A 19,252-nucleotide genomic window follows, 5' to 3' on the forward strand; every position below is an offset into this window, starting at 1 on the left:
TTCACTTAGAAAGTTACCTGAATTTCTAAAAAGGTCAAGTATGTTTTTTCACAAAGAAAGTCTCTGAAAAAGTTTCAAAAAAGCCTCTTTTAACTCAGGGTCAGAGAGATTTCTGCACTGAAGTTTTAATTCTTCCAAGGTCTCCTTAGAAAGAAGAATATGTTTAATTCTTGAGGTCTCATCTTTGGTCTCCCATGAAGGATAAAAGACAAATTTTAGGGTTTTTACAGGAAAAGATTCTTTTTCAGGATAATAAGTTCTTAAGCGCTCAAGAATTGTTAAGTAATGAGAAGAGAGTTTTTGTAAAATATAATGGTCAGATACTCCGATTACAAGCACACCCTCTTCAAAATTAAGAGGTTTTGTATCCTTAGCCTCATTCTCCATGATTTTAGTCCAATTTTCTTTAAGGAACTTGAAAAGCCTAAGACTTTCCTTTATCCTGGGAGGAAGTTTTAAAGAGTTTGAGATGTTTTTAAGGGATTCCATGCTTACTGAGGGCTTCTTTAAGGGCAGAGTAAAGGCGATCCTTTAGGGTCTCTAAAAATTCTTCAGTTTCTGCTTCAAAGCGCAGAACAAGAACAGGCTGAGTATTAGAGGCCCTAACTAGTGCCCAACCCTCTTTAAATTCAATGCGAGCTCCATCCACATCAATAACCTTAAGGCCTTCTCTTTTAAATCTTTCCACCAGTTCTGCTACTACCTGAAATTTAATCTCATCTGGGCACTCAGTTCTTATCTCAGGGGTTGAGATCATCCTTGGAAGATCTTCCAGAAAGGCAGAAAGAGGTTTGTTGGAAGAGGAAAGTATCTCAGCAAGCCTTAAACTTGCATACACTCCATCATCAAAACCAAACCACCTGTCTGCAAAAAAGATATGTCCACTCATCTCCCCAGCAAGGAGAGCACCCTCTTCCTTCATCTTGCCCTTAATCAGGGAATGTCCAGTCTTCCACATAATAGGTTTGCCACCAAGCTTTTCAATAGTTTGGTAAAGTATACGGGAACACTTTACCTCACCGATAATCTTGGCTGAGGGGTGTCTTTTCAGAAGGTCCTGGGCAAAAATAATAAGAAGTTGATCCCCCCAGATAATATTTCCTTTTTCGTCAACAACACCGATTCTATCCCCATCTCCATCGTATCCAAAACCTGCTGAAAGCCCTTTAGTTGTAACCCTTTCAATTAAGAATTTTAGATTTTCCGGGACCACAGGATCAGGATGGTGATGAGGAAAGGTTCCATCAAGGTCGCAGAAGAGACACTCGATCTCACAGCCAAGCCTTTTGAAAATCTCAGGGGCAGTAAGGGCACAAACCCCATTGCCTGGATCAATGGCCACTTTAAGGGGGCGGGCAAGATGAATATTTTGAGAGAGATATTCTATATAAGGGGAAAGGGCATCTCTTTCAGAATATCCACCTTTTCCACTTTCAAAGTCCTCCTTTTCCACAAGCTCCCTTATTTTTTGTATATCCTTACCGAAAAGCGTATCCTTACCAAGACAGATTTTAAGCCCATTAAATTCAGGTGGATTGTGTGAGCCAGTAACCTGTATCCCTCCACCAATGTCTTCTGAGGTAAAGAGAGAAAAATACATAACAGGAGTTGGGGTAACCCCTATGTCAATTACATCCACCCCGGTTGCAAGAATTCCCTCTATAAGGGCTTTTTGTAAATCTGGACCTGAGAGTCTTCCATCTCTTCCCGAGACAATTTTTTTACCTCCATTTCTTTTAACCATTGTGCCATAGGCTTTACCAATTAATCGCACAACTTCAGGAGTAAAGTCCACCCCCACTTTACCCCGAATATCATATTCTCTGAAAATAAAGGGACTAATTTTCATCTCTCACCTCTATGCCTTTCCCTCATTAACGAGTTTTTTTAAATCAAGATAGGTCTCTCTGACCTTTTGCACAAACTCAAGGAAAAGAGGAAGTTCTGTTAAAGGAAGGCTCTGGGGACCGTCACATAGGGCTTTTTCAGGTTGAGGGTGAAATTCAACCAAAATGGCATTAGCTCCAGCTATAACCCCTTGAGCAGTAACATGATAGATATCTCTGATACCATCCGGGGCTTTAACTTTTGACCCAATGGGATGAGAGGGATCAATACAGACCGGAAGCCTTGTAAGTCTTTTAACTACAGGAACATGAGCAAAATCAACGAGGTTGCGATGGGGATCACCAAGGTGAGTGCGCACACCTCTTAAACAAAAGATAATTTTAGTATTCCCTTCAGAGGCAATGTATTCTGCAGCATTGAGGCACTCTTCCAAAGAGAGACCAAATCCTCTTTTGTAGAGCACTGGAAAATCCTGTTGTTTCCCAACGGCCTTAAGGAGTTCAAAGTTCTGGGCATTTCGCGTACCTATCTGAAGAATAATTCCACAGGGATGGCCGGCATCTTCCAGGGCCTCTTGAATCTCCTCAATGTGATGAGGAGCAAGGACCTCCATAGCAATAACCTTTATACCGTATTTACCAGCCAGGTCAAAAAGCCAGGGCAAACAGGCCTTGCCATGCCCTTGAAAGTCATAAGGTGAGGTGCGGGGTTTATAGGCGCCCATGCGCGCACAACAAAGACCTACCTCCTTTAAGGCCCTGAAGATAGCCTCTGTATTTTCATAAGTATCCACTGCACAGGGGCCAGCAAAGATATGGAAACTTTCTTGACTGAACTGGAGACCCTTATATTCAAAACCAAAATCTGTGAGAGCTCCATGTCTTCCCAGTAATCTATATTTAGCTGTAACTTTTATGGCTTTTTCAACTCCAGGTAGATTTTCAATTTCTTCCTGTGACACCATATAATCCTCCCCAATTAAGTGGACCTCAATAAGTGAGCGTGTAACCCCTTTGTGCTCCATCACCTTGATCTGCAAGTGGGGAAATCGTTTGAGATATTCCATCAGATCTTTAAATTCTTTGCTCTCTTGAGTAATGTTGGGTTCCAGGATAATTATCATATACAAACACCTCCTGACACAGAAATAATATTTTTTATTTAAGCCTTTTTCCTGAAAATTGCAAGGGCTTTCAGGCGTAATGCCTCATTTAGTTTTATAAATGAAATCATTTTTATCCCCTCTTTTTTACTGTCAATTTTTCTTGGGAATAATTTACTTTTTTTTCAAAATATGCTCTTTCAAGCATTTTCTGATATCTCCTTATCTTTCTGTAAAGCTCCTTTACTTTTCCCCCCTTTTTCCTTTAAAATAAGCTTTGCCAGGGGACTTAAGGTCTACCTTTCGTGAATTTAAGAAGAGTGAGATATACCATTTTTCCGTAAAGTTTTAAGAGAGATGTCCTGAATTGAATTTGAAAAATTTTTTCTCCGAGGCAACGATAAAATTTCGAATAGATTCTTAATGAGGCAATTCGCAGGCTTGTGGAGTAAAAAAAGAAATGTTAAAATAAAGGTTCTAATTTAGGGAGGTTACGCTTGAAAGAGACATTTCTTGTTCTTATTCAGAAATTTCTTCTTTTTTTTGAAAAGAGCTCATATTTTGGAGTTTTTTTTCTAATGGCCCTTGAGTCAACTCTTGTTCCTATCCCCAGCGAGATAATTATTCCACCGGCTGCTTATCTTGCCTCTAAAGGAAAAATGAATCTCTTCGGAGTTATTCTCTCTGGAACTTTGGGAAGTCTTGCAGGAGCCCTTTTGAATTACTCCCTGGCTCTAAAATTTGGAAGACCCGCTTTTTTGAGATTTATTCGAAGATACGGGAAGTATGTCTTGTTAACTGAGATTTCCTTTATGAAGATGGAGGGTTTTTGGCATAATCATGGACACATTAGTACTTTTGTAGGGAGGCTTCTTCCCGGGCTTCGGCATGTAATCTCTATTCCTGCAGGTTTTGCTCGAATGGCGCTTGGGATCTTTTGTTTATATACAACAATAGGAGCCCTTTTGTGGTGCACCTTTTTAGCCATTTGTGGTTATTACTTTGGGAAAAATGAGGCCCTTCTCAAGGAATATCTTCATAAAGGATCATATGGATTGATTTTATTTTGTATAATCTTGATAAGTGCATATGTTTGGTTCAAGATAAAAATAAAGAAGGGGCCAAAGGCCCCCAAAAAATAGATTTAATTGATTTTAACCAGCCTTTTTTCGCTAAAGAAAAGGAATTTCTTTTTACCAACTTCTAATTTATCCAGATTTTCTGCAGCATCACTTGGTAAGTACCAGAGACTAACAGTAACCTCTACTTCTTTGGCCTTAATTTCTCTTACCTTCTTACCATCTTTTTCCACATCTTCATAAGGGAAAGGAAATTCAAAGATCTTTACCTTTTCTTTTTCTGGCTGTAAAGAGGTATCTACCATATAACCTGTCTTTCTATGAGCACCAAAGGCCATCTTATTGTCCCTGTCAAAGCCTGATGCCATAGGCATGAGAACTTTGAGATCCTGATAAATGACCTTTCCATCTTTGGTTTTGCCAGTCACCTCAAGGACCAGCTTGTTGGGAGAAGGTCAGCCATCTGGTATACGGTGCCCGGCCTTATTATACATTTTAACAATTACTCTAACAGTTGGTCTCAAATCACCAGGTTTGTGAAGATAATAGTATCCCTCAGCTTCAACGGAATAATTAAGGGCTTTATTTACCATTCTTTCGTCCCGGTAAGCAGGAATCTTGTGTCCGAAATTATCCTCTCTCATATGGCAGTCCTGACAAACTTTGGTGCCTCCACTTGGGATATAAGCATGCAGATAGCTTCCATAGGCTGTAGCACATTGAGAGGGTTCTGGAAATTCAAAATTTGGCCCAGTTCCATGGCACTGACCACAGAAAACTGCTTGTCCCATTATAGGAGATTTCTTTAAGGTTTTTAACTTTGTATCAAAGTGAGAACCTTCCTTTTTTCCGTAAATGGCATTTCTGTCAATATCACCATCCAGCCATTTATGAACTATGGCCTTTTCCTGATGGCAGATAATACAGTTGATGTTTACCTGCTCAACCTTTTTCCAGGCTGCTTCGTCTCCCCCTGCAGCTTTAATCAGCAACTCTGCCAGCTCTCTTGCACCAGAGGGCTCAAGATATTGAACCTGAGGGGCATGACACTTCATACAAAACATAAGCTTGTCTGCGGTAACATCTGCAATGGATTTAACCCCTGAGTGCTTAAACTCCTTCCAGAGAGACTCAACTGTCCCTGCCATACTTCCAAGGGTTCTCGGAGTCCCTATAAGGGATCTTGCATGCAGACTCTCTGACCACTCTTTAAATTCCTTCTGATGGCACTCCTTACAGGAGCTTACATCAAACATCTTGATGAGCTCATCAACACTTTTGGCCTTCTTTACCTCTGCCTTTGCTCCACCTGGAGCAAATAACAACAGGCCCAATAATAACAATCCCCAAAAATAAAAGAAAAATCGCTTAAACACCATAACCCACCTCCTTTTAATGTTTAGTTTATTATTAACTTTTTAAATAAATTATGAACTGTAAAATTAAACATGTCAAATAGAAAATTTTAATAAGATTAATAGATAAAAGTCTATAAATTAACAAGTAAGGTTAAGAAATTTTCTGAGAAAGCAAGGCTTTTTTTAGGGTGTCAACATTGAGAATGGGACAGCTCAGTTTGTTTTCAGGAATACCTGATTCAAGTTCTTCCAAAAGGAAATCCCTTTCTAATTTTAAAATTTCATCTATGGTTTTGCCTTTAAGCTTTTCGGTGAGTTTGCTTAAGAAGGCAATGGCTGCTACACAGCCTTGAACTTTGAACTTGGCATCTTTGATGATGTTTCCTTCCCTTTTGAGATAGAGCCTTAAAAGACAGGGAGAAGGAGGAGAATCCGCTGTGCAGACAGGATTCTCCTCGGTAATTATGATATCGGCATCAGGAATCTCTCCGATATTTTTGGGATTTAAAAACTCCTGCAGGACCTTTTTGCCATAATATTTAGCCATTTTGTTTAGCGCGATAGTCTTCAATAGCTTTTTTCAAGGCATCAAGGCCAAGAACTGAGCAATGCACCTTTTGGGGAGGGAGCCCTCCAAGTTCAGATACGATTTTCTCTTTGGTAAGTTTTAAGGCCTCATCTAAGGGTTTTCCCTTAACCATTTCGGTTAGGATACTTGAGACTGCAATAGCAGCTGCACATCCAAAGGTCTTAAACTTAATGTCTTCAATGCGCTCATTTTTGACCTTAATATAAAGATACATCATATCCCCGCAAACAGGATTCCCTTCAATACCAACTCCATCGGCATCAGGGATCTCTCCTACATTTCTGGGATTCATGAAATGATCTAAAACCTTTTCGCTATACATGGCAAGCCCTCCTTTTTTCAAATTTTAATGATGCGGACAGGTTTCTTCCCATTTTTCCATATCCCGCCACCCCTCTTTAAAGGGGGACATCTCTCTTAATTTCTCTATAATAGGAGGCATCTCAGAAAGCACATACTCTATATCTTCTTCAGAGGTATCCTTTCCGAGACTAAAGACAATGGAACCTTGAATGAGATGGGCTGGAAAGCCCATGGAAGAAAGCACAGGTGAGGCTTTAAGGGCCTTAGAGGTACAGGTTGAGCCGCTTGATACATAAATTCCCTTCATGGCAAGCATGAGAAGCATAGCCTCACCCTCGATAAATTCAACAATAAAACTTGCATGCCCCGGGAGCCTCTCTACTGGATGCCCGGTAAGGTGTATCTTTGGAATCCTCTCCACAAGCCCTTTAATAAGTTTATCTCTTAAGGTCTGCATTTTTGGTTTCCACACTTTAAGATTCTCTTTTACTAATTGAGCTGCTTCTCCCATTCCCACAATACCAGCTACATTTTCAGTGCCTCCTCTTTTACCTCCTTCCTGAATACCTCCATAAATAAGGGGCTGAATCCTTGTTCCCTTTCTAAGATAGAGGGCGCCAACCCCCTTAGGGCCATAAAACTGATGAGATGAGAGGGATAGGGCATGCACATCAAGTTTTTCCACATCTACTTCAATCTGTCCAAGAGCTGCTACGGCATCAGTGTGCACAAGGGCTCCTACTTTTTCAGCAAGTTTTACAACTTCTTCAATGGGTTGAAGGGTTCCTACCTCAGGATTGGCTAATTGAATAGAGATAAGCACTGTTTCCGGCTTAAGAGCCCTTTCCAGAAAATTTAGATCAATCCTTCCAAATTTATCCACAGGAAGAAAGGTAACCTCAAATCCTTCTCGTTCAAGGATTCTCGCTGGATTGGTTATAGAATGGTGTTCAACAAGTGAAACAATAATGTGATTCCCCTTTTTATGATAAGCTGTAGCAAGACCTCGTAAGGCAAAGTTATTGGATTCCGTTCCCCCGGAGGTAAAAATGATCTCCTGAGGCTTGGCATTGATAAGATCTGCAACCTTAGATCTGGCAGACTCAATAGCCTCTCTGGCTGTAACGCCAAGATCATAAACACTTAAGGCATTTCCATAATATTCTTTTAAAAACGGTAGCATGGCCTGATAGACTCGCTCATCAGGCTGGGTGGTAGCCATATGATCAAGATAAACCTTCCTCATATCTTTCTCCTGATATAGAATTTATATATCTCTCCATCCTCCCGAAGGCCAATAAACTCTTGACCAAAGACCTCACACCATTTGGGGACATCCTCAAGGGCTCTTTCATAATCAGTAACCAGCTCAAGAATCTGACCTGGTTCTATTTGTTTAATAGCCTCATTAAGCTCAAGAAGATGAATAGGACACATAAGGTGCACAATATCAACTGATAGATCTGGCTTTAATTCTTCCTCCAAAAATCTCATCTCTGGCTCCCCTAAAAATCTCTATTAATAAAGTATTTAAATCTTTTTTTCAAAAAATCAATACCTTGTAACTAATAAAAGTAAATAAAGTTATTTTATATTATACAGTAAAGACTGCTCGCACTTTAAATTTTCTGGTGGCTGGGAAGGCCTTAATTTCAAGGTGATATTTTTCTTGGAGCTTCCTTAGATAGGGTTCTAAGGCCTCCTTTGAGGGAAGCACAAGGGTAAACCAGAAATTTAGAAAATGTTCCCTTAAATAGGCATGAGTAACCTCGGGAAGATCTGCTATCTCTTCTGCAAGATGAAATTTATCCTCCGGTAAGTGACAAGCGCAAAGACAGGTAAAGTGTCCAAGTTTATGAGAGTCAGGGCTTGCTCCCAGATGTCTAAGGATGCCCTCTTTTTGGAGTTTTTGAAGAAAGGTGATCACCTCTTCTTCTGTAAGGCCAGCTTTTTCTCCAAGTTCCTTAAAAGGCCTCTCCGTAATGGGAAAGCTATCTTGAATAATGTTTAGAAGCTTTCTGTAGGCTTCTTCCATATTTCTCACCTTACAAGTTTTTTTTCTATATTAATATAAAAATTTCAATTTTCAAAGGTCTCGAATTGCCTCATTAAAAATCTATTCGAAATTTTATCGTTGCCTCATATAAAAAATCTCAGCTCCTCTCTTGAACCTTCACGAAAAAACTATCTATTTCGCCCCTCTTAAATTTACAAGCTTAGTTCTTTAGCAAAGCTTATTTCAAAGGAAAGAGTGGTTGGGAAGGTAAAGGAGCTTTGCAGAAAGATAAGGAGATATCAGAAAATGCATGAGAGAGCATATTTAGAGAAAAAGGTAACTATTTTCGGGTGTATGCGTCTATATCTTTTGAGACTTAAATTTGCCTCTGCATTCAACTCCAGGTCAAGCATATTTTGATTAATATTTATCTAAATCCCATTTTAAAGTAGTGGCTAACCTGTGTGTTTGCTCGTTATGTGTCCCTTTGCATTACTGGAGTAAATTCATGCAGAAAAGGTCTTTCTGAAAAGGGAGCCTATGAAAATGTCAGTTTTGATTTAAAATGGTGAAAATACCCGAGGAAATGGGAGGGAAAAATGGGTGATAAGGGAGAGATAACTGCTAAGGAAATTTTAGAGTTACTCCCTCACAGATATCCTTTTTTAATGGTTGATAAGGTGCTGGAGATTGATCCAGAAAGGGAATATATAAAGGCAGTTAAAAATGTGAGCCATAATGAACCCTTTTTTCAGGGACATTTCCCCGGGAACCCCATCATGCCAGGGGTTTTAATTTTAGAGGCTATGGCACAAACCGGAGCTATATATCTTAAAAAAACCTTTCCAGAATGTAAGGAGAAACTCTTTGTCTTAGCTGGAATTGAAAATGTGCGTTTCAAATCCCCTGTTTTACCCGGGGATACCTTGGTGATTGAGGCTGAAAAATTTAAAAGAAAGGGACATATTATTAGAACAAATGTAACCGCTAAGGTTGAGGAAAAAATAGTTGCTCAGGCTGAGATAATTGCTGCCATGATAGAGGTTAAAGATGAGTAAAATTCATTCTACTGCTTATGTTGACAAAAGTGCTGAGCTTGAAGAGGGGGTTGAAATCGGGCCCAATAGTTATATTGGTCCCAGGGTTTATCTCGGAAGTGGGACCATTATTAAGGCCAATTCTTATCTTGAAAGCCATACCCGTATAGGGAAAAACAATCAAATTGGCCCTTTTGCTGTGATTGGGACACCGCCCCAACATCTTTCATACAGGGGAGAAGAGACCTATGTGGAGATAGGAGATGATAATATTATCCGAGAGTTTGTAACCATTCACAGAGGAACCCTTCAGGATGCAGGTATTACTAAGATTGGAAATAATTGTTTGCTTATGAGCTATGTCCATATAGCCCATGACTGCCAGGTAGGGGACCATGTAATCATGTCAAATAATGCTACCCTTGGGGGGCATGTAAGGGTAGGGGATAGGGTGGTTATGGGGGGGTTTGCAGCAGTGCATCAATTTTGCAGAATAGGTGCCTATGCCTTTGTAGGGGGTATGAGCGGGGTAGACAAAGATGTGCCACCCTTTGTGAAGGTTTTTGGGGTCCCTGCTAAAATTCAGGGTCTTAATCTTGTGGGTCTTAGACGGGCTGGCTGGGGAAAGGATGAGATTCGCAGGCTTTCTCAAGCCCTGGGCATCTTCTTAGATGGTCCCTCAACTTTAAAAGAGGTCATTCAGGAGCTCAGAGATGTCTTTGGAGATGATCCCCTGATTGCTCAGTTAATTGCCTTTCTGGAAAACCCTTCTAAACAGGGTATAATGAGAAGAAAGCCCTTTGAAGGAGAAGATGTCTGAAGAGGTAAACCCTAAGATAGGCCTTATCTCTGGAGAAGGCGAGTTCCCCCTGATCTTGGCCAAAGAGCTTAAGAATCTTGATTTTGAGGTCATCGCGGTTACCTTTTCCAGAGGTCAAGAAAAGAGACTCAAGGAGCTTGCTTCCAGGGTCTATCAAATTTATCTCGGTCAATTAGAAAGGCTAATAGAAATCTTTAAAAAAGAGGGGGTTTCAGATTTAATCTTTCTTGGAAAGATAGAAAAAAGTTTGGCCTTGAGATTGAGTCTTCCTGATAAAAGGGCTTTTAAACTTTGGAAAAGGCTTGCAAACCGAGAAGATAATACTTTACTTAAGGCTATAACTGAAGAGCTTGAAAAGGAAGGTTTCAGAGTTAGAGGACCCGCTGAATTTTTACAAAACTTTCTTGTAGAAGAAGGTTGTTATACAGATAGAGAACCTACTGAGGAGGAATGGTCTGACATTCATTATGGCTTACGCATCGCTAAGGCCATTGGTGAACTTGATATTGGGCAGTGTGTGGTAGTAAAGGATCGTATGACTGTTGCAGTTGAGGCTATGGAGGGAACGGATGCCACCATTTTAAGGGGAGGTAAACTCAGGAATCAGACCATTGTGGTTAAAATTGCTAAACCTCATCAGGACTTAAGACTGGATCTTCCAGTGGTGGGTCTGCATACCATAGAGAATCTTGTTAAGGCTAAGGCCTCAGTCCTTGCTTTGGAGGCTGGAAAGACCTTTTTTTTACAAAGAAATAAAGCTATAGAGCTTGCCAATCGCTATGGAATTTCCATAGTTGGAGTAAGATAAAGGAGTTATGCGAAAACTTAAAATAGCAGTTATTGGAGTTGGGCATCTTGGAGGATTTCATGCCCAGAAGCTCTGTGAAATTGAATCTGCAGACCTAAAGTTTCTTGTGGATCTGAGCCCTGAGCGTTTGCAAAAGGTTTCTCAAGGCCTTAAAGAGAGATATCAGAGAGAACCTGCCCTTTATACTGATTTTCAGAGGGTTTTACCAGAGGTTGATGCAGTAGTCCTTTCTACACCAACTTCTACTCATTATGAAATTGGCAAAGAGGTGCTTTTGCAAGGGAAGGCCCTTTTTTTGGAAAAACCTATAGCTGATACCCTTCCCAAGGCAAGAGAGCTTGTAGAAATGGCTGAGCAAAAGGGGATACCCTTGCAAATTGGCTATATTGAGAGATTTCAGAAGGCGGTAAGGCTCCTTTGTGAACGGGTTAAGAATCCCCTTTTTATTGAAGCTCATAGACTTAGCAGTTTCGCAGAGCGAAATCTTGACATAGATGTGGTGCTTGATCTCATGATTCATGACCTGGATCTGGTTTTTTTATTAAAAAAGGGGGTTGAAGTTGATTTTATACATGCAGTGGGGGCTCCTCTATTTACAAATAAAGCAGATATTGTTAATGCAAGAATAGTTTTTAAGGATCAGAGCACCTGTAATCTTACAGCAAGCAGAATATCCCTTTCAAAACAAAGAAAATTTAGAGTTTTTGAAAAGGGCATCTATCATAGTGTAGATACCTTAGAAAAGTCCTACCTTGAGATAAGGCCAAGTCTTGAGACCCGTAACTTTTCTCTTGATAAAAAGAATTTTCCAGAAGATGATCCTTTAAAAGAGGAGCTTATCTCCTTTGTCAGGGGAGTTCTTGAGGGAAGAGAGCTAATTCCCTCTGGGAGGGAAGCCCTTTTGCCTTTAGAAGTTGCCTTTAAAATTAAAGAAGAGGTTGAAAAAAGGCTTCAAAGCCTTTAGCGGGGCTAAGGTCTTGAAGGTTTTAATTATCACAGGAGAGATTTCTGGTGACCTTTACGGAGCTTTGCTTGTCCGGAGAATTCGGGAAATTAATCCGAGCTTTCACTTTATAGGTATAGGGGGACCAAGGCTTAGGGGATCTGAGGTTGAAGTCCTCTTTTCTGCTGAAGCCCTATCCTTGGTAGGAATTCCTAAGCCAGCTGAACTTAAAAAATACCTTTTTATTTACCGGAAGATTGAGGAATTTCTGCGCAAAAAAAAGGTTGATTTGGTCCTCCTTGTAGATTTCCCGGGTTTCAATCTGCGCATCGCCAAGCTTGCTAAAAACTTAGGTTATCCTGTGATTTATTATGTAGCCCCTCAGGTCTGGGCCTGGCATAAACACCGCATTAATCATCTTAAAAGATATGTGGATCAGCTCTTTGTGATTCTTCCCTTTGAAGAGGATTTTTTTAAAAATCATGGCATCCCAACGAGGTATTTTGGTCATCCCCTTTTGGATGTTGTGAGGGTAAATCTGCCAAGAGAGCTTTTTTATGAGATTTACAATCTAAATCCTGAGACACCTGTAGTGGGCTTTTTCCCTGGGAGCAGAGAGATTGAGATTCAAAGACACCTGCCTTTATTTATTAAGGTTTATAAAGAGCTTAAAAAGAGAAACTCAAAGATTAAAGGGATCCTCTGTCGAGCTCCGGGGCTAAAGGATTCGCCTTTTTGGGAAAAAGCAAAAGAAGAATTTCTCATCCTTGAAAATATGCAATATGAGGTCTTGAAGTATTCTCAAGCCTCACTTCTTGCCTCAGGCACAATAACCCTGGAGGCAGCTCTTCTTCAAAATCCTGCTGTGGTGACTTACTATCTACCACCCTGGATGTATTTTTTAGCCAAACGCTTGGTTAAGGTGCCTTATATTAGTCTTCCCAATCTTATTTTAAATCGGGAAATTTATCCTGAGATTTTACAGGACAGGAGTTCCCCATCTGAGCTTGCTTTAGCTCTGGAAAAGGTTATGTCTGAAGGTGAAAGTATTAAAAAATCTTTGCTTGAACTCAGGAAAGCACTTGGGGCCCCAGGGGTGACTTGGAAGATTGCTGAAGAGATTGTAAAATTTTCTCAGAGCCTTAAAAATAAACCTTGACAAAAGGAGATTTTTTAAGATACTAAACTAAAAGCCTGATAAGGAGGTGTCCTATGGGAGAAGATCTGAAAAAGATGTACAGAACTATTGTGGGAGATCATTTTCCATCGGAACTGCGTATTACCTTTGGAGATCAGACCCTTATTTATAAAAAAAGAACCTGGGATTTGGAGGTAGAACCTGGTATCGTGGAAAGAAGGGGCCTTAGATATGGAGAAAATCCTGATCAAGAAGCTGCGCTCTATGAGCTTGTTGCAGGAAATCTCATTTTGGGAGAAGCAGAATTTATTTCTCCTGGCAAAGGCCTTGTCTCTAATCTTACTGAGGCAGATTTTATTCAATTTGGTAAGCATCCCAGTAAAACCAATCTTACAGATGTGGACAACTCCTTGAATATTCTAAAATATCTAATGGAAAAACCCTGCTGTATCATTGTGAAACACAACAATCCCTGTGGAGTAGCTTATGGATCAAGCCTTGAGGAGGCCTTTACCAGAGCTTTTAGTGCGGATAGAGTGGCTGCTTTTGGAGGGGCCATTGCCTTAAATAGGCCCGTTGATAAAGCCTGTGCTGAAGCTATTGCAAAGCACTATTTTGAAGTAGTCTCAGCTCCAGATTATGAGGATGGTGCAGTAGAAATTTTAAAAAGAAAGAAGGATTTAAGGATAATCAGGGTAAAAAGGATGGATAAGCTTGCGGAATATGCCAGTTTTCCAGTTGTGGAATTCAAGAGTCTTATTGATGGAGGTCTTATTCTTCAAGTTTCTCAGAAAAATAGAATCAGAAAAAAGGAGGATTTAAAGCCTGCTATAGCGGTAAAAGATGGGGTTGAATATAAGTGCCTGCGAGATCCTGATGATAGAGAGCTCAGGGATATGATATTTGGCTGGGCTGTTGAGCTTGGGGTGACCTCTAATTCAGTCCTTTTTGTGAAGGATGAGAGAACAGTTGCTATTGGAACCGGGGAGCAGGATAGAGTGGGGTGTACCGAGATTGCTATTTTCAAAGCCTATAGAAATTATTCTGATTGGCTTTGTTATACCAAACTTGGAATTCCCTATAAGCAACTTGAACTTGAGGTAGAAAAAGGCTTGAGACCCAAGGAGCAGAAAGAGGAGATAGATGAGGAAACCAAAAAAGACAAGGCCGGACTTATAAATGCAGTTATGGTCTCAGATGGTTTTTTACCTTTTAGAGATGCTGCGGATGTAGCTATAAGGCAGGGAATTAGTGCTATTTTACAGCCTGGGGGCTCTGTTAGGGATTGGGAGGTTATTCAAGCCTGCAATGAGGCCTACCCACCTGTGGCCATGATGTTTACTGGTCAGAGGGCCTTTAAACATTAAGACCTTTTGATTTCTTGCACAATCCCTAAGATTGATTATATTTGAATAAGCTTTAAAGGGGAGGTGTATTTGCAGTGACAAAAATTCCTTTTACACCTGAAGGTCTTGAAAGAATTAAAAAAGAACTTGAGCACCTTATCAAGGTTGAAAGAAGAAAGACCATTAAAGCCATTGAAGAGGCAAGAGCCCATGGAGATCTCTCAGAAAATGCAGAATATGAGGCTGCCAAAGAGCGTCAGGCTTACATTGAAGGTAGAATTCAGGAACTTCAGGGGCTTCTTGCTCAAGCTGAGGTTATCCCTCCTCTTAAGGAGGTTCCTGAGAGAGTGCAATTCGGGGTAAAAGTAAAACTCCTAAATCTTGAAACCGATGAGATAATGACATATAAAATCGTTGGACCCTATGAGGCAGATCCTTCTAATGGTAGTATCTCCATAAATTCTCCTATAGCCAGAGGTTTAATTGGTAGAGAAATTGGAGAAGAGGTAAAGATTCAGACACCGTCCGGAATCAAAAAGTTTGAAATACTGGATATAGAGATTTAAGACAAGGAGGAAGGCATGGCCAAGATTACCCTTAGGGAGGACTTTACCCTTATTGTTCCAGATGAGCCAGAAATAGCCTATATTGAGGGAGATGGTATTGGCCCGGACATTACCAGAGCTATGCTAAAGGTAGTTTCTGCTGCAGTGGACAAGGCCTATAATGGAAAGAGAAAAATACTTTGGAAAGAGGTTTTAGCCGGTGAAAAGGCCTATAAGGAGACGGGAAATTATCTTCCTGAAGAAACCTTGAAGATTATCCAGGATTGTGTGGTAGCAATAAAAGGCCCTCTCACAACACCAGTGGGAGGGGGATTCCGGAGTCTTAATGTGACCCTTAGGCAGGTCTTAGACCTTTATGCCTGTGTTAGACCTGTGCGCTGGATACCGGGAACACCAAGCCCTGTAAAGGAACCTCAGAAGGTTAACATGGTAATTTTTCGTGAGAATACAGAAGATGTCTATGCTGGTATTGAGTATCAGGCTGGCTCTCCTGAGGCAAAAAAACTTATTGAATTTATTCGGGAAAACTTTGGGAAATCAATCCGGGAAGACTCAGGTATTGGCATAAAACCCATCTCAGTCTTCGGGACAAAGAGGCTTGTGAGAAAGGCCATCAAATATGCCCTTGAAAATGGTCTTCCCAGTGTCACCTTAGTTCATAAAGGGAATATCATGAAGTTTACCGAAGGGGCCTTCAGAGCCTGGGGTTATGAACTGGCTAAGGAGGAGTTTCCAGAGGTTTGTATTGCAGAAGAAGAAATTTCAGTGAAATATCCTCAGGGTGTTCCTTCGGGAAAGGTGATTATAAAGGATCGCATAGCGGATGCCATGTTTCAGTGGGCCCTTCTTAGACCGGAGGAGTATAGCGTTCTTGCAACTCCGAATCTGAATGGCGATTATCTTTCAGATGCCCTGGCTGCACAGGTGGGAGGTCTTGGAATGGCCCCAGGGGCAAACATAGGAGATGGATATGCGGTTTTTGAGGCTACTCATGGTTCAGCCCCCAAATATGCAGGTCTGGATAAGGCTAATCCCTCTTCTCTGATTTTGTCTGCCAAGATGATGCTTGAATACCTTGGCTGGAAAGAATCTGCTCAAATTATCTGGGATGCCCTCTCTAAAACTATCCAGAGTAAAATAGTAACTTATGACCTTGCAAGACTTCTTGAGGGAGCTAAAGAGGTCAGGACTTCTGTATTTGCTGATGAGATTGTAAAGAACATTTATAGCCTCTAAGGGGTAGGGCCCTGTGAAATATTATGATTTTTCTGCCATAGAAAAAAAGTGGCAGAAGCTCTGGGAAGAAAAAAAGGTTTTCAAGGTCAAAACTGATCTGAATAAACCAAAATACTATGTCCTTGAGATGTTCCCCTATCCTTCTGGAAGGATCCACATGGGGCATGTGAGGAATTATACCCTTGGAGATATTATAGCCCGGGTTAAAAGGATGAAGGGTTACAATGTGCTTCATCCCATGGGCTGGGATGCCTTTGGTCTTCCAGCAGAAAATGCTGCCCTTAAACATGGGACCCATCCAGCTGTGTGGACCTATTCTAATATTGATTATATGCGGGAGCAACTTAAAAAACTTGGTTTTAGCTATGATTGGGACAGAGAGTTTGCAACCTGTGATCCTGAATATTATAAATTTGAACAGAGATTTTTTATTGAGATGTATGAAAGGGGGCTTGCCTATCGGAAGAAAACAGCAGTTAACTGGTGTGAGAGTTGTCAAACCGTCCTTGCTAATGAACAGGTAGAGGAGGGTAAGTGCTGGAGGTGCGGTCAAGAGGTTATCTCCCGTGAGATGGAAGGTTGGTTCTTGAGAATAACTGCTTATGCAGAAGAACTGCTTGAGGATCTTAAGAAATTGGAAGGCTTTTGGCCTGAAAAAGTGATTCTCATGCAGAGAAATTGGATTGGCAGGAGTGAAGGAGCAGAGGTAGAGTTTTTTATTCCAGAACTTTCAGAAAAGGTAAAAGTATTTACTACCAGACCTGATACCCTTTTTGGTGTAACCTTTCTTGCTCTTTCCCCAGAGCATCCGCTGGCAAAAAGGCTTGCAATGAAAAAGGGCCTGTTTAAAGAGCTTGAGAGACTTTCTGAAAGGGTAAAAAAAGAAAGAAGACGAATTGAAGAGGGAGTTGCGGAAAAAGAAGGGCTATTTTTAGAGTCCTTTGCTAAAAATCCCCTTAGTGGGGAGAGTGTTCCCATTTTTGCTGCCAACTTTGTCCTTATGGAATACGGAACCGGGGCTATTATGTGCGTTCCTGCTCATGACCAGAGGGATTTTGAATTTGCTAAAAAATATGGGCTTCCTATGAGAGTTGTAATTCAACCCGGAGATAAAACTTTAAAGGCTGAAGAGCTTGAATCTGCTTATGAAGAACTGGGGATAATGATAAACTCTGGAGAATTTTCTGGTCTTCCCAGCGAGGAAGGTAAAAAAAGGGTCATTGAGAAACTGGAAGCCCTTGGACTTGGGAAAAAAAGGATTACCTACAGGCTTAGAGACTGGGGAGTTTCTCGCCAGCGTTATTGGGGTTGTCCAATCCCTATGCTTTATTGTGAAAGGTGCGGAATTGTCCCAGAGAAATTAGAGAATCTTCCAGTCCGGCTTCCATTGGATGCACAGATAGACGCACAGGGCAGGAGTCCTCTTCCAAGGCTTAAAGAATTTGTTTCTGCCACATGTCCGGCCTGTGGAGGCCCAGCCAGAAGAGAAACCGATACCTTTGACACCTTTGTTGAATCCTCTTGGTATTTTGCAAGATTTACCTGTCCTGATTATTCTGAACCCCTTAATTCTCAAGATGTGGATTATTGGTTGCCAGTGGATCAATATGTTGGTGGAATAGAACATGCCATCTTGCACTTACTTTATGCAAGGTTTTTTACCAAGGTTTTAAGAGATTTAGGATACTTGAGAATAGATGAGCCCTTTAAAAATCTTTTAACTCAGGGAATGGTTATAAAGGAAACCTATAAATGTCCAAGACATGGCTGGCTTTATCCAGAAGAGGTCTCCTCTGAAGGTAGATGTCTTAAGGATAATTGTGGGGAAGAGGTGATAGTTGGAAAATCAGAAAAGATGTCTAAGAGCAAGTGTAATGTGGTTGATCCTGATGCCATGATTAAAAAATATGGAGCTGATACAGTTAGGCTCTTTATTGCCTTTGCTGCACCACCAGATCGAGACCTTGAATGGAGTGATCACGGCATTGAAGGGGCTTTTCGTTTCTTAAAAAGGGTCTATACCCTGGTTGAGGAGTATGCTGAAAGGCTAAAGGGAATAACCTATTCAGATAAGGATTTTTCAGAGCTTAGCGGTCAGGCCTTAATTCTAAGAAGAAAACTTCACCAGATGATTAAAAAGGTGCATCAAGACTTTGAAGAGAGGCTTCACTTTAATACAGGGATTGCCTCCATTATGGAATTTTTAAATTTCTTACAGGATTCTCTTAAAGAGCTTGATCTTTCAGGGGATGTAGAGCTTAAGCTTTTAAAGGAGATCTTTGAAAAGCTTTTACTTGCTCTTTCTCCTGTTTGTCCTCATCTCTGTGAGGAGCTCTGGGCACATCTTGGGAATAGTGGGTTTATCTCTGAGGCAAGTTTTCCTCTTTGGGAGGAAAGCCTTCTTAAGGAAGAAAACTTTATCTTAGTTGTTCAAATTAATGGTAAGGTGAGGGATCAGATTTCAGCTCCTTCAGGAATTTCCAAAGAGGAGGCTCTTGAAATGGTTAAAGGGCTTCCTAAGGTCCAAAAATATCTTGAGGGAAAGACCTTAAGAAATGTTATCTTTGTCCCTGAGAAACTTATCAATATTGTTGTTTCTTAGTATTAGTCTTTGGGCCTGTGGATATACCCTTCAGGAGAGACCCTCCTATTTTAAATCTCACTGGAAAACTATTTATATTCCCCCTTTTAAAAATTATACTCAAGAGTCTGAGATGGGAGAACTTCTGGCTTATGAGCTTCGCCATCGCTTCAGTCAGGGCAGGCTCCTTATCCCGGTTTATAGGGAAGAGGAGGCGGATTTAATCTTTAAAGGCGAGATTACCAGAGTTTATGTGGAGCCGGTATCTTATGAGGTCTTTCTTCAGACTAAGGAAAGAAAAATTCTTTTTGAAGGGAAATTCCAATTGATTGAGCGAATTACTCAAGAAAAGATTTATGAAAATAGAAAATTTAATAGATTTGAGACCTATCGTGTCAGTGAGGCTTTAACAGGGCTTCTTGATCCGGGGAAAAAGGAGGCTTTAAAAAAGCTCTCTAAGGATATCTCTGAGCTTATATTTCAGGAAATATTTTTTAAATAA

Annotated in this window: 20 protein-coding genes; 11 read left to right on the top strand and 9 right to left on the bottom strand. The window is 40.7% G+C overall.

The genetic code is table 11. The features are described 5' to 3' along the window. Positions 1-48: 48 nt before the first annotated feature. The 3 genes from THC_RS07600 to THC_RS07610 form a co-directional block, all read right to left on the bottom strand. The gene (locus THC_RS07600) at positions 49-387 is read right to left on the bottom strand and encodes a hypothetical protein (RefSeq protein WP_331708996.1); all 339 of its coding nucleotides are present in this window, start codon (positions 385-387) and stop codon (positions 49-51) included. Between the two features lie 88 nt (positions 388-475). Then, entirely contained in the window at positions 476-1,849 is a 1,374-nt protein-coding gene (locus THC_RS07605) for a phosphomannomutase/phosphoglucomutase (RefSeq protein ID WP_068515625.1), read from the bottom strand. A 9-nt stretch (positions 1,850-1,858) separates the two neighbouring features. After that, the gene (locus tag THC_RS07610; protein ID WP_068515628.1) at positions 1,859-2,971 is read right to left on the bottom strand and encodes a 3-deoxy-7-phosphoheptulonate synthase; all 1,113 of its coding nucleotides are present in this window, start codon (positions 2,969-2,971) and stop codon (positions 1,859-1,861) included. A gap of 476 nt (positions 2,972-3,447) precedes the next feature. On the opposite strand from THC_RS07610, the gene THC_RS07615 reads away from it, so the two are divergent. Beyond that, entirely contained in the window at positions 3,448-4,092 is a 645-nt protein-coding gene (locus THC_RS07615; RefSeq protein ID WP_231938344.1) for a DedA family protein, read from the top strand. A gap of 2 nt (positions 4,093-4,094) precedes the next feature. Here THC_RS07615 and extKL read toward each other — a convergent pair whose 3' ends face one another. The 6 genes from extKL to THC_RS07650 form a co-directional block, all read right to left on the bottom strand. Next, the gene (extKL, locus tag THC_RS07625; protein ID WP_248595808.1) at positions 4,095-5,408 is read right to left on the bottom strand and encodes a multiheme c-type cytochrome (seleno)protein ExtKL; all 1,314 of its coding nucleotides are present in this window, start codon (positions 5,406-5,408) and stop codon (positions 4,095-4,097) included. Between the two features lie 130 nt (positions 5,409-5,538). Next, a complete protein-coding gene (locus tag THC_RS07630; protein ID WP_068515637.1) occupies positions 5,539-5,934 on the bottom strand; it encodes an iron-sulfur cluster assembly scaffold protein in 396 nt (131 codons plus the stop codon). Further along, the gene (gene nifU / locus THC_RS07635) at positions 5,927-6,298 is read right to left on the bottom strand and encodes a Fe-S cluster assembly scaffold protein NifU (protein ID WP_068515640.1); all 372 of its coding nucleotides are present in this window, start codon (positions 6,296-6,298) and stop codon (positions 5,927-5,929) included. The genes THC_RS07630 and nifU overlap by 8 nt, the downstream gene beginning before the upstream one ends. Positions 6,299-6,322: 24 nt before the next feature. Beyond that, entirely contained in the window at positions 6,323-7,525 is a 1,203-nt protein-coding gene (locus THC_RS07640; RefSeq protein ID WP_068515643.1) for a cysteine desulfurase family protein, read from the bottom strand. Next, positions 7,522-7,773 carry a sulfurtransferase TusA family protein gene (locus THC_RS07645; RefSeq protein WP_068515647.1) on the bottom strand — a complete coding sequence of 84 codons (252 nt, stop codon included), beginning with the start codon at positions 7,771-7,773 and terminating at the stop codon, positions 7,522-7,524. Before THC_RS07645 ends, THC_RS07640 begins: the two co-directional genes overlap by 4 nt. Before the next feature lie 100 nt (positions 7,774-7,873). Next, positions 7,874-8,314: an Lrp/AsnC family transcriptional regulator gene (locus THC_RS07650; protein ID WP_068515653.1), complete on the bottom strand. Its 441-nt coding sequence runs from the start codon at positions 8,312-8,314 to the stop codon at positions 7,874-7,876. A gap of 560 nt (positions 8,315-8,874) precedes the next feature. On the opposite strand from THC_RS07650, the gene fabZ reads away from it, so the two are divergent. The 10 genes from fabZ (at position 8,875) to THC_RS07700 (ending at position 19,252) form a co-directional block, all read left to right on the top strand. Continuing rightward, complete coding sequence (gene fabZ / locus THC_RS07655; protein WP_068515655.1) at positions 8,875-9,333, top strand: 3-hydroxyacyl-ACP dehydratase FabZ; 459 nt, start codon at positions 8,875-8,877, stop codon at positions 9,331-9,333. After that, the gene (gene lpxA, locus THC_RS07660) at positions 9,326-10,132 is read left to right on the top strand and encodes an acyl-ACP--UDP-N-acetylglucosamine O-acyltransferase (RefSeq protein WP_068515659.1); all 807 of its coding nucleotides are present in this window, start codon (positions 9,326-9,328) and stop codon (positions 10,130-10,132) included. Before fabZ ends, lpxA begins: the two co-directional genes overlap by 8 nt. Further along, a complete protein-coding gene (locus THC_RS07665; protein ID WP_068515662.1) occupies positions 10,125-10,940 on the top strand; it encodes an LpxI family protein in 816 nt (271 codons plus the stop codon). Before lpxA ends, THC_RS07665 begins: the two co-directional genes overlap by 8 nt. A gap of 7 nt (positions 10,941-10,947) precedes the next feature. After that, entirely contained in the window at positions 10,948-11,904 is a 957-nt protein-coding gene (locus THC_RS07670; RefSeq protein WP_068515665.1) for a Gfo/Idh/MocA family protein, read from the top strand. Then, positions 11,879-13,042, top strand: coding sequence for a lipid-A-disaccharide synthase (gene lpxB, locus THC_RS07675; protein WP_167344338.1), 1,164 nt, complete (start codon positions 11,879-11,881; stop codon positions 13,040-13,042). The genes THC_RS07670 and lpxB overlap by 26 nt, the downstream gene beginning before the upstream one ends. A 53-nt stretch (positions 13,043-13,095) precedes the next feature. Then, complete coding sequence (locus tag THC_RS07680) at positions 13,096-14,388, top strand: IMP cyclohydrolase (RefSeq protein ID WP_068515672.1); 1,293 nt, start codon at positions 13,096-13,098, stop codon at positions 14,386-14,388. Between the two features lie 74 nt (positions 14,389-14,462). Beyond that, a complete protein-coding gene (gene greA, locus THC_RS07685) occupies positions 14,463-14,933 on the top strand; it encodes a transcription elongation factor GreA (RefSeq protein WP_068515674.1) in 471 nt (156 codons plus the stop codon). Positions 14,934-14,948: 15 nt separating this feature from the next. After that, a complete protein-coding gene (icd, locus tag THC_RS07690) occupies positions 14,949-16,169 on the top strand; it encodes an isocitrate dehydrogenase (NADP(+)) (protein ID WP_068515676.1) in 1,221 nt (406 codons plus the stop codon). Between the two features lie 13 nt (positions 16,170-16,182). Further along, the gene (gene leuS, locus THC_RS07695; protein ID WP_068515680.1) at positions 16,183-18,771 is read left to right on the top strand and encodes a leucine--tRNA ligase; all 2,589 of its coding nucleotides are present in this window, start codon (positions 16,183-16,185) and stop codon (positions 18,769-18,771) included. Next, entirely contained in the window at positions 18,761-19,252 is a 492-nt protein-coding gene (locus THC_RS07700; protein ID WP_068515683.1) for an LptE family protein, read from the top strand. The genes leuS and THC_RS07700 overlap by 11 nt, the downstream gene beginning before the upstream one ends.

Origin of the sequence: Caldimicrobium thiodismutans, assembly GCF_001548275.1 — a bacterium.
Classification (GTDB): Bacteria; Desulfobacterota; Thermodesulfobacteria; order Thermodesulfobacteriales; family Thermodesulfobacteriaceae; genus Caldimicrobium; species Caldimicrobium thiodismutans.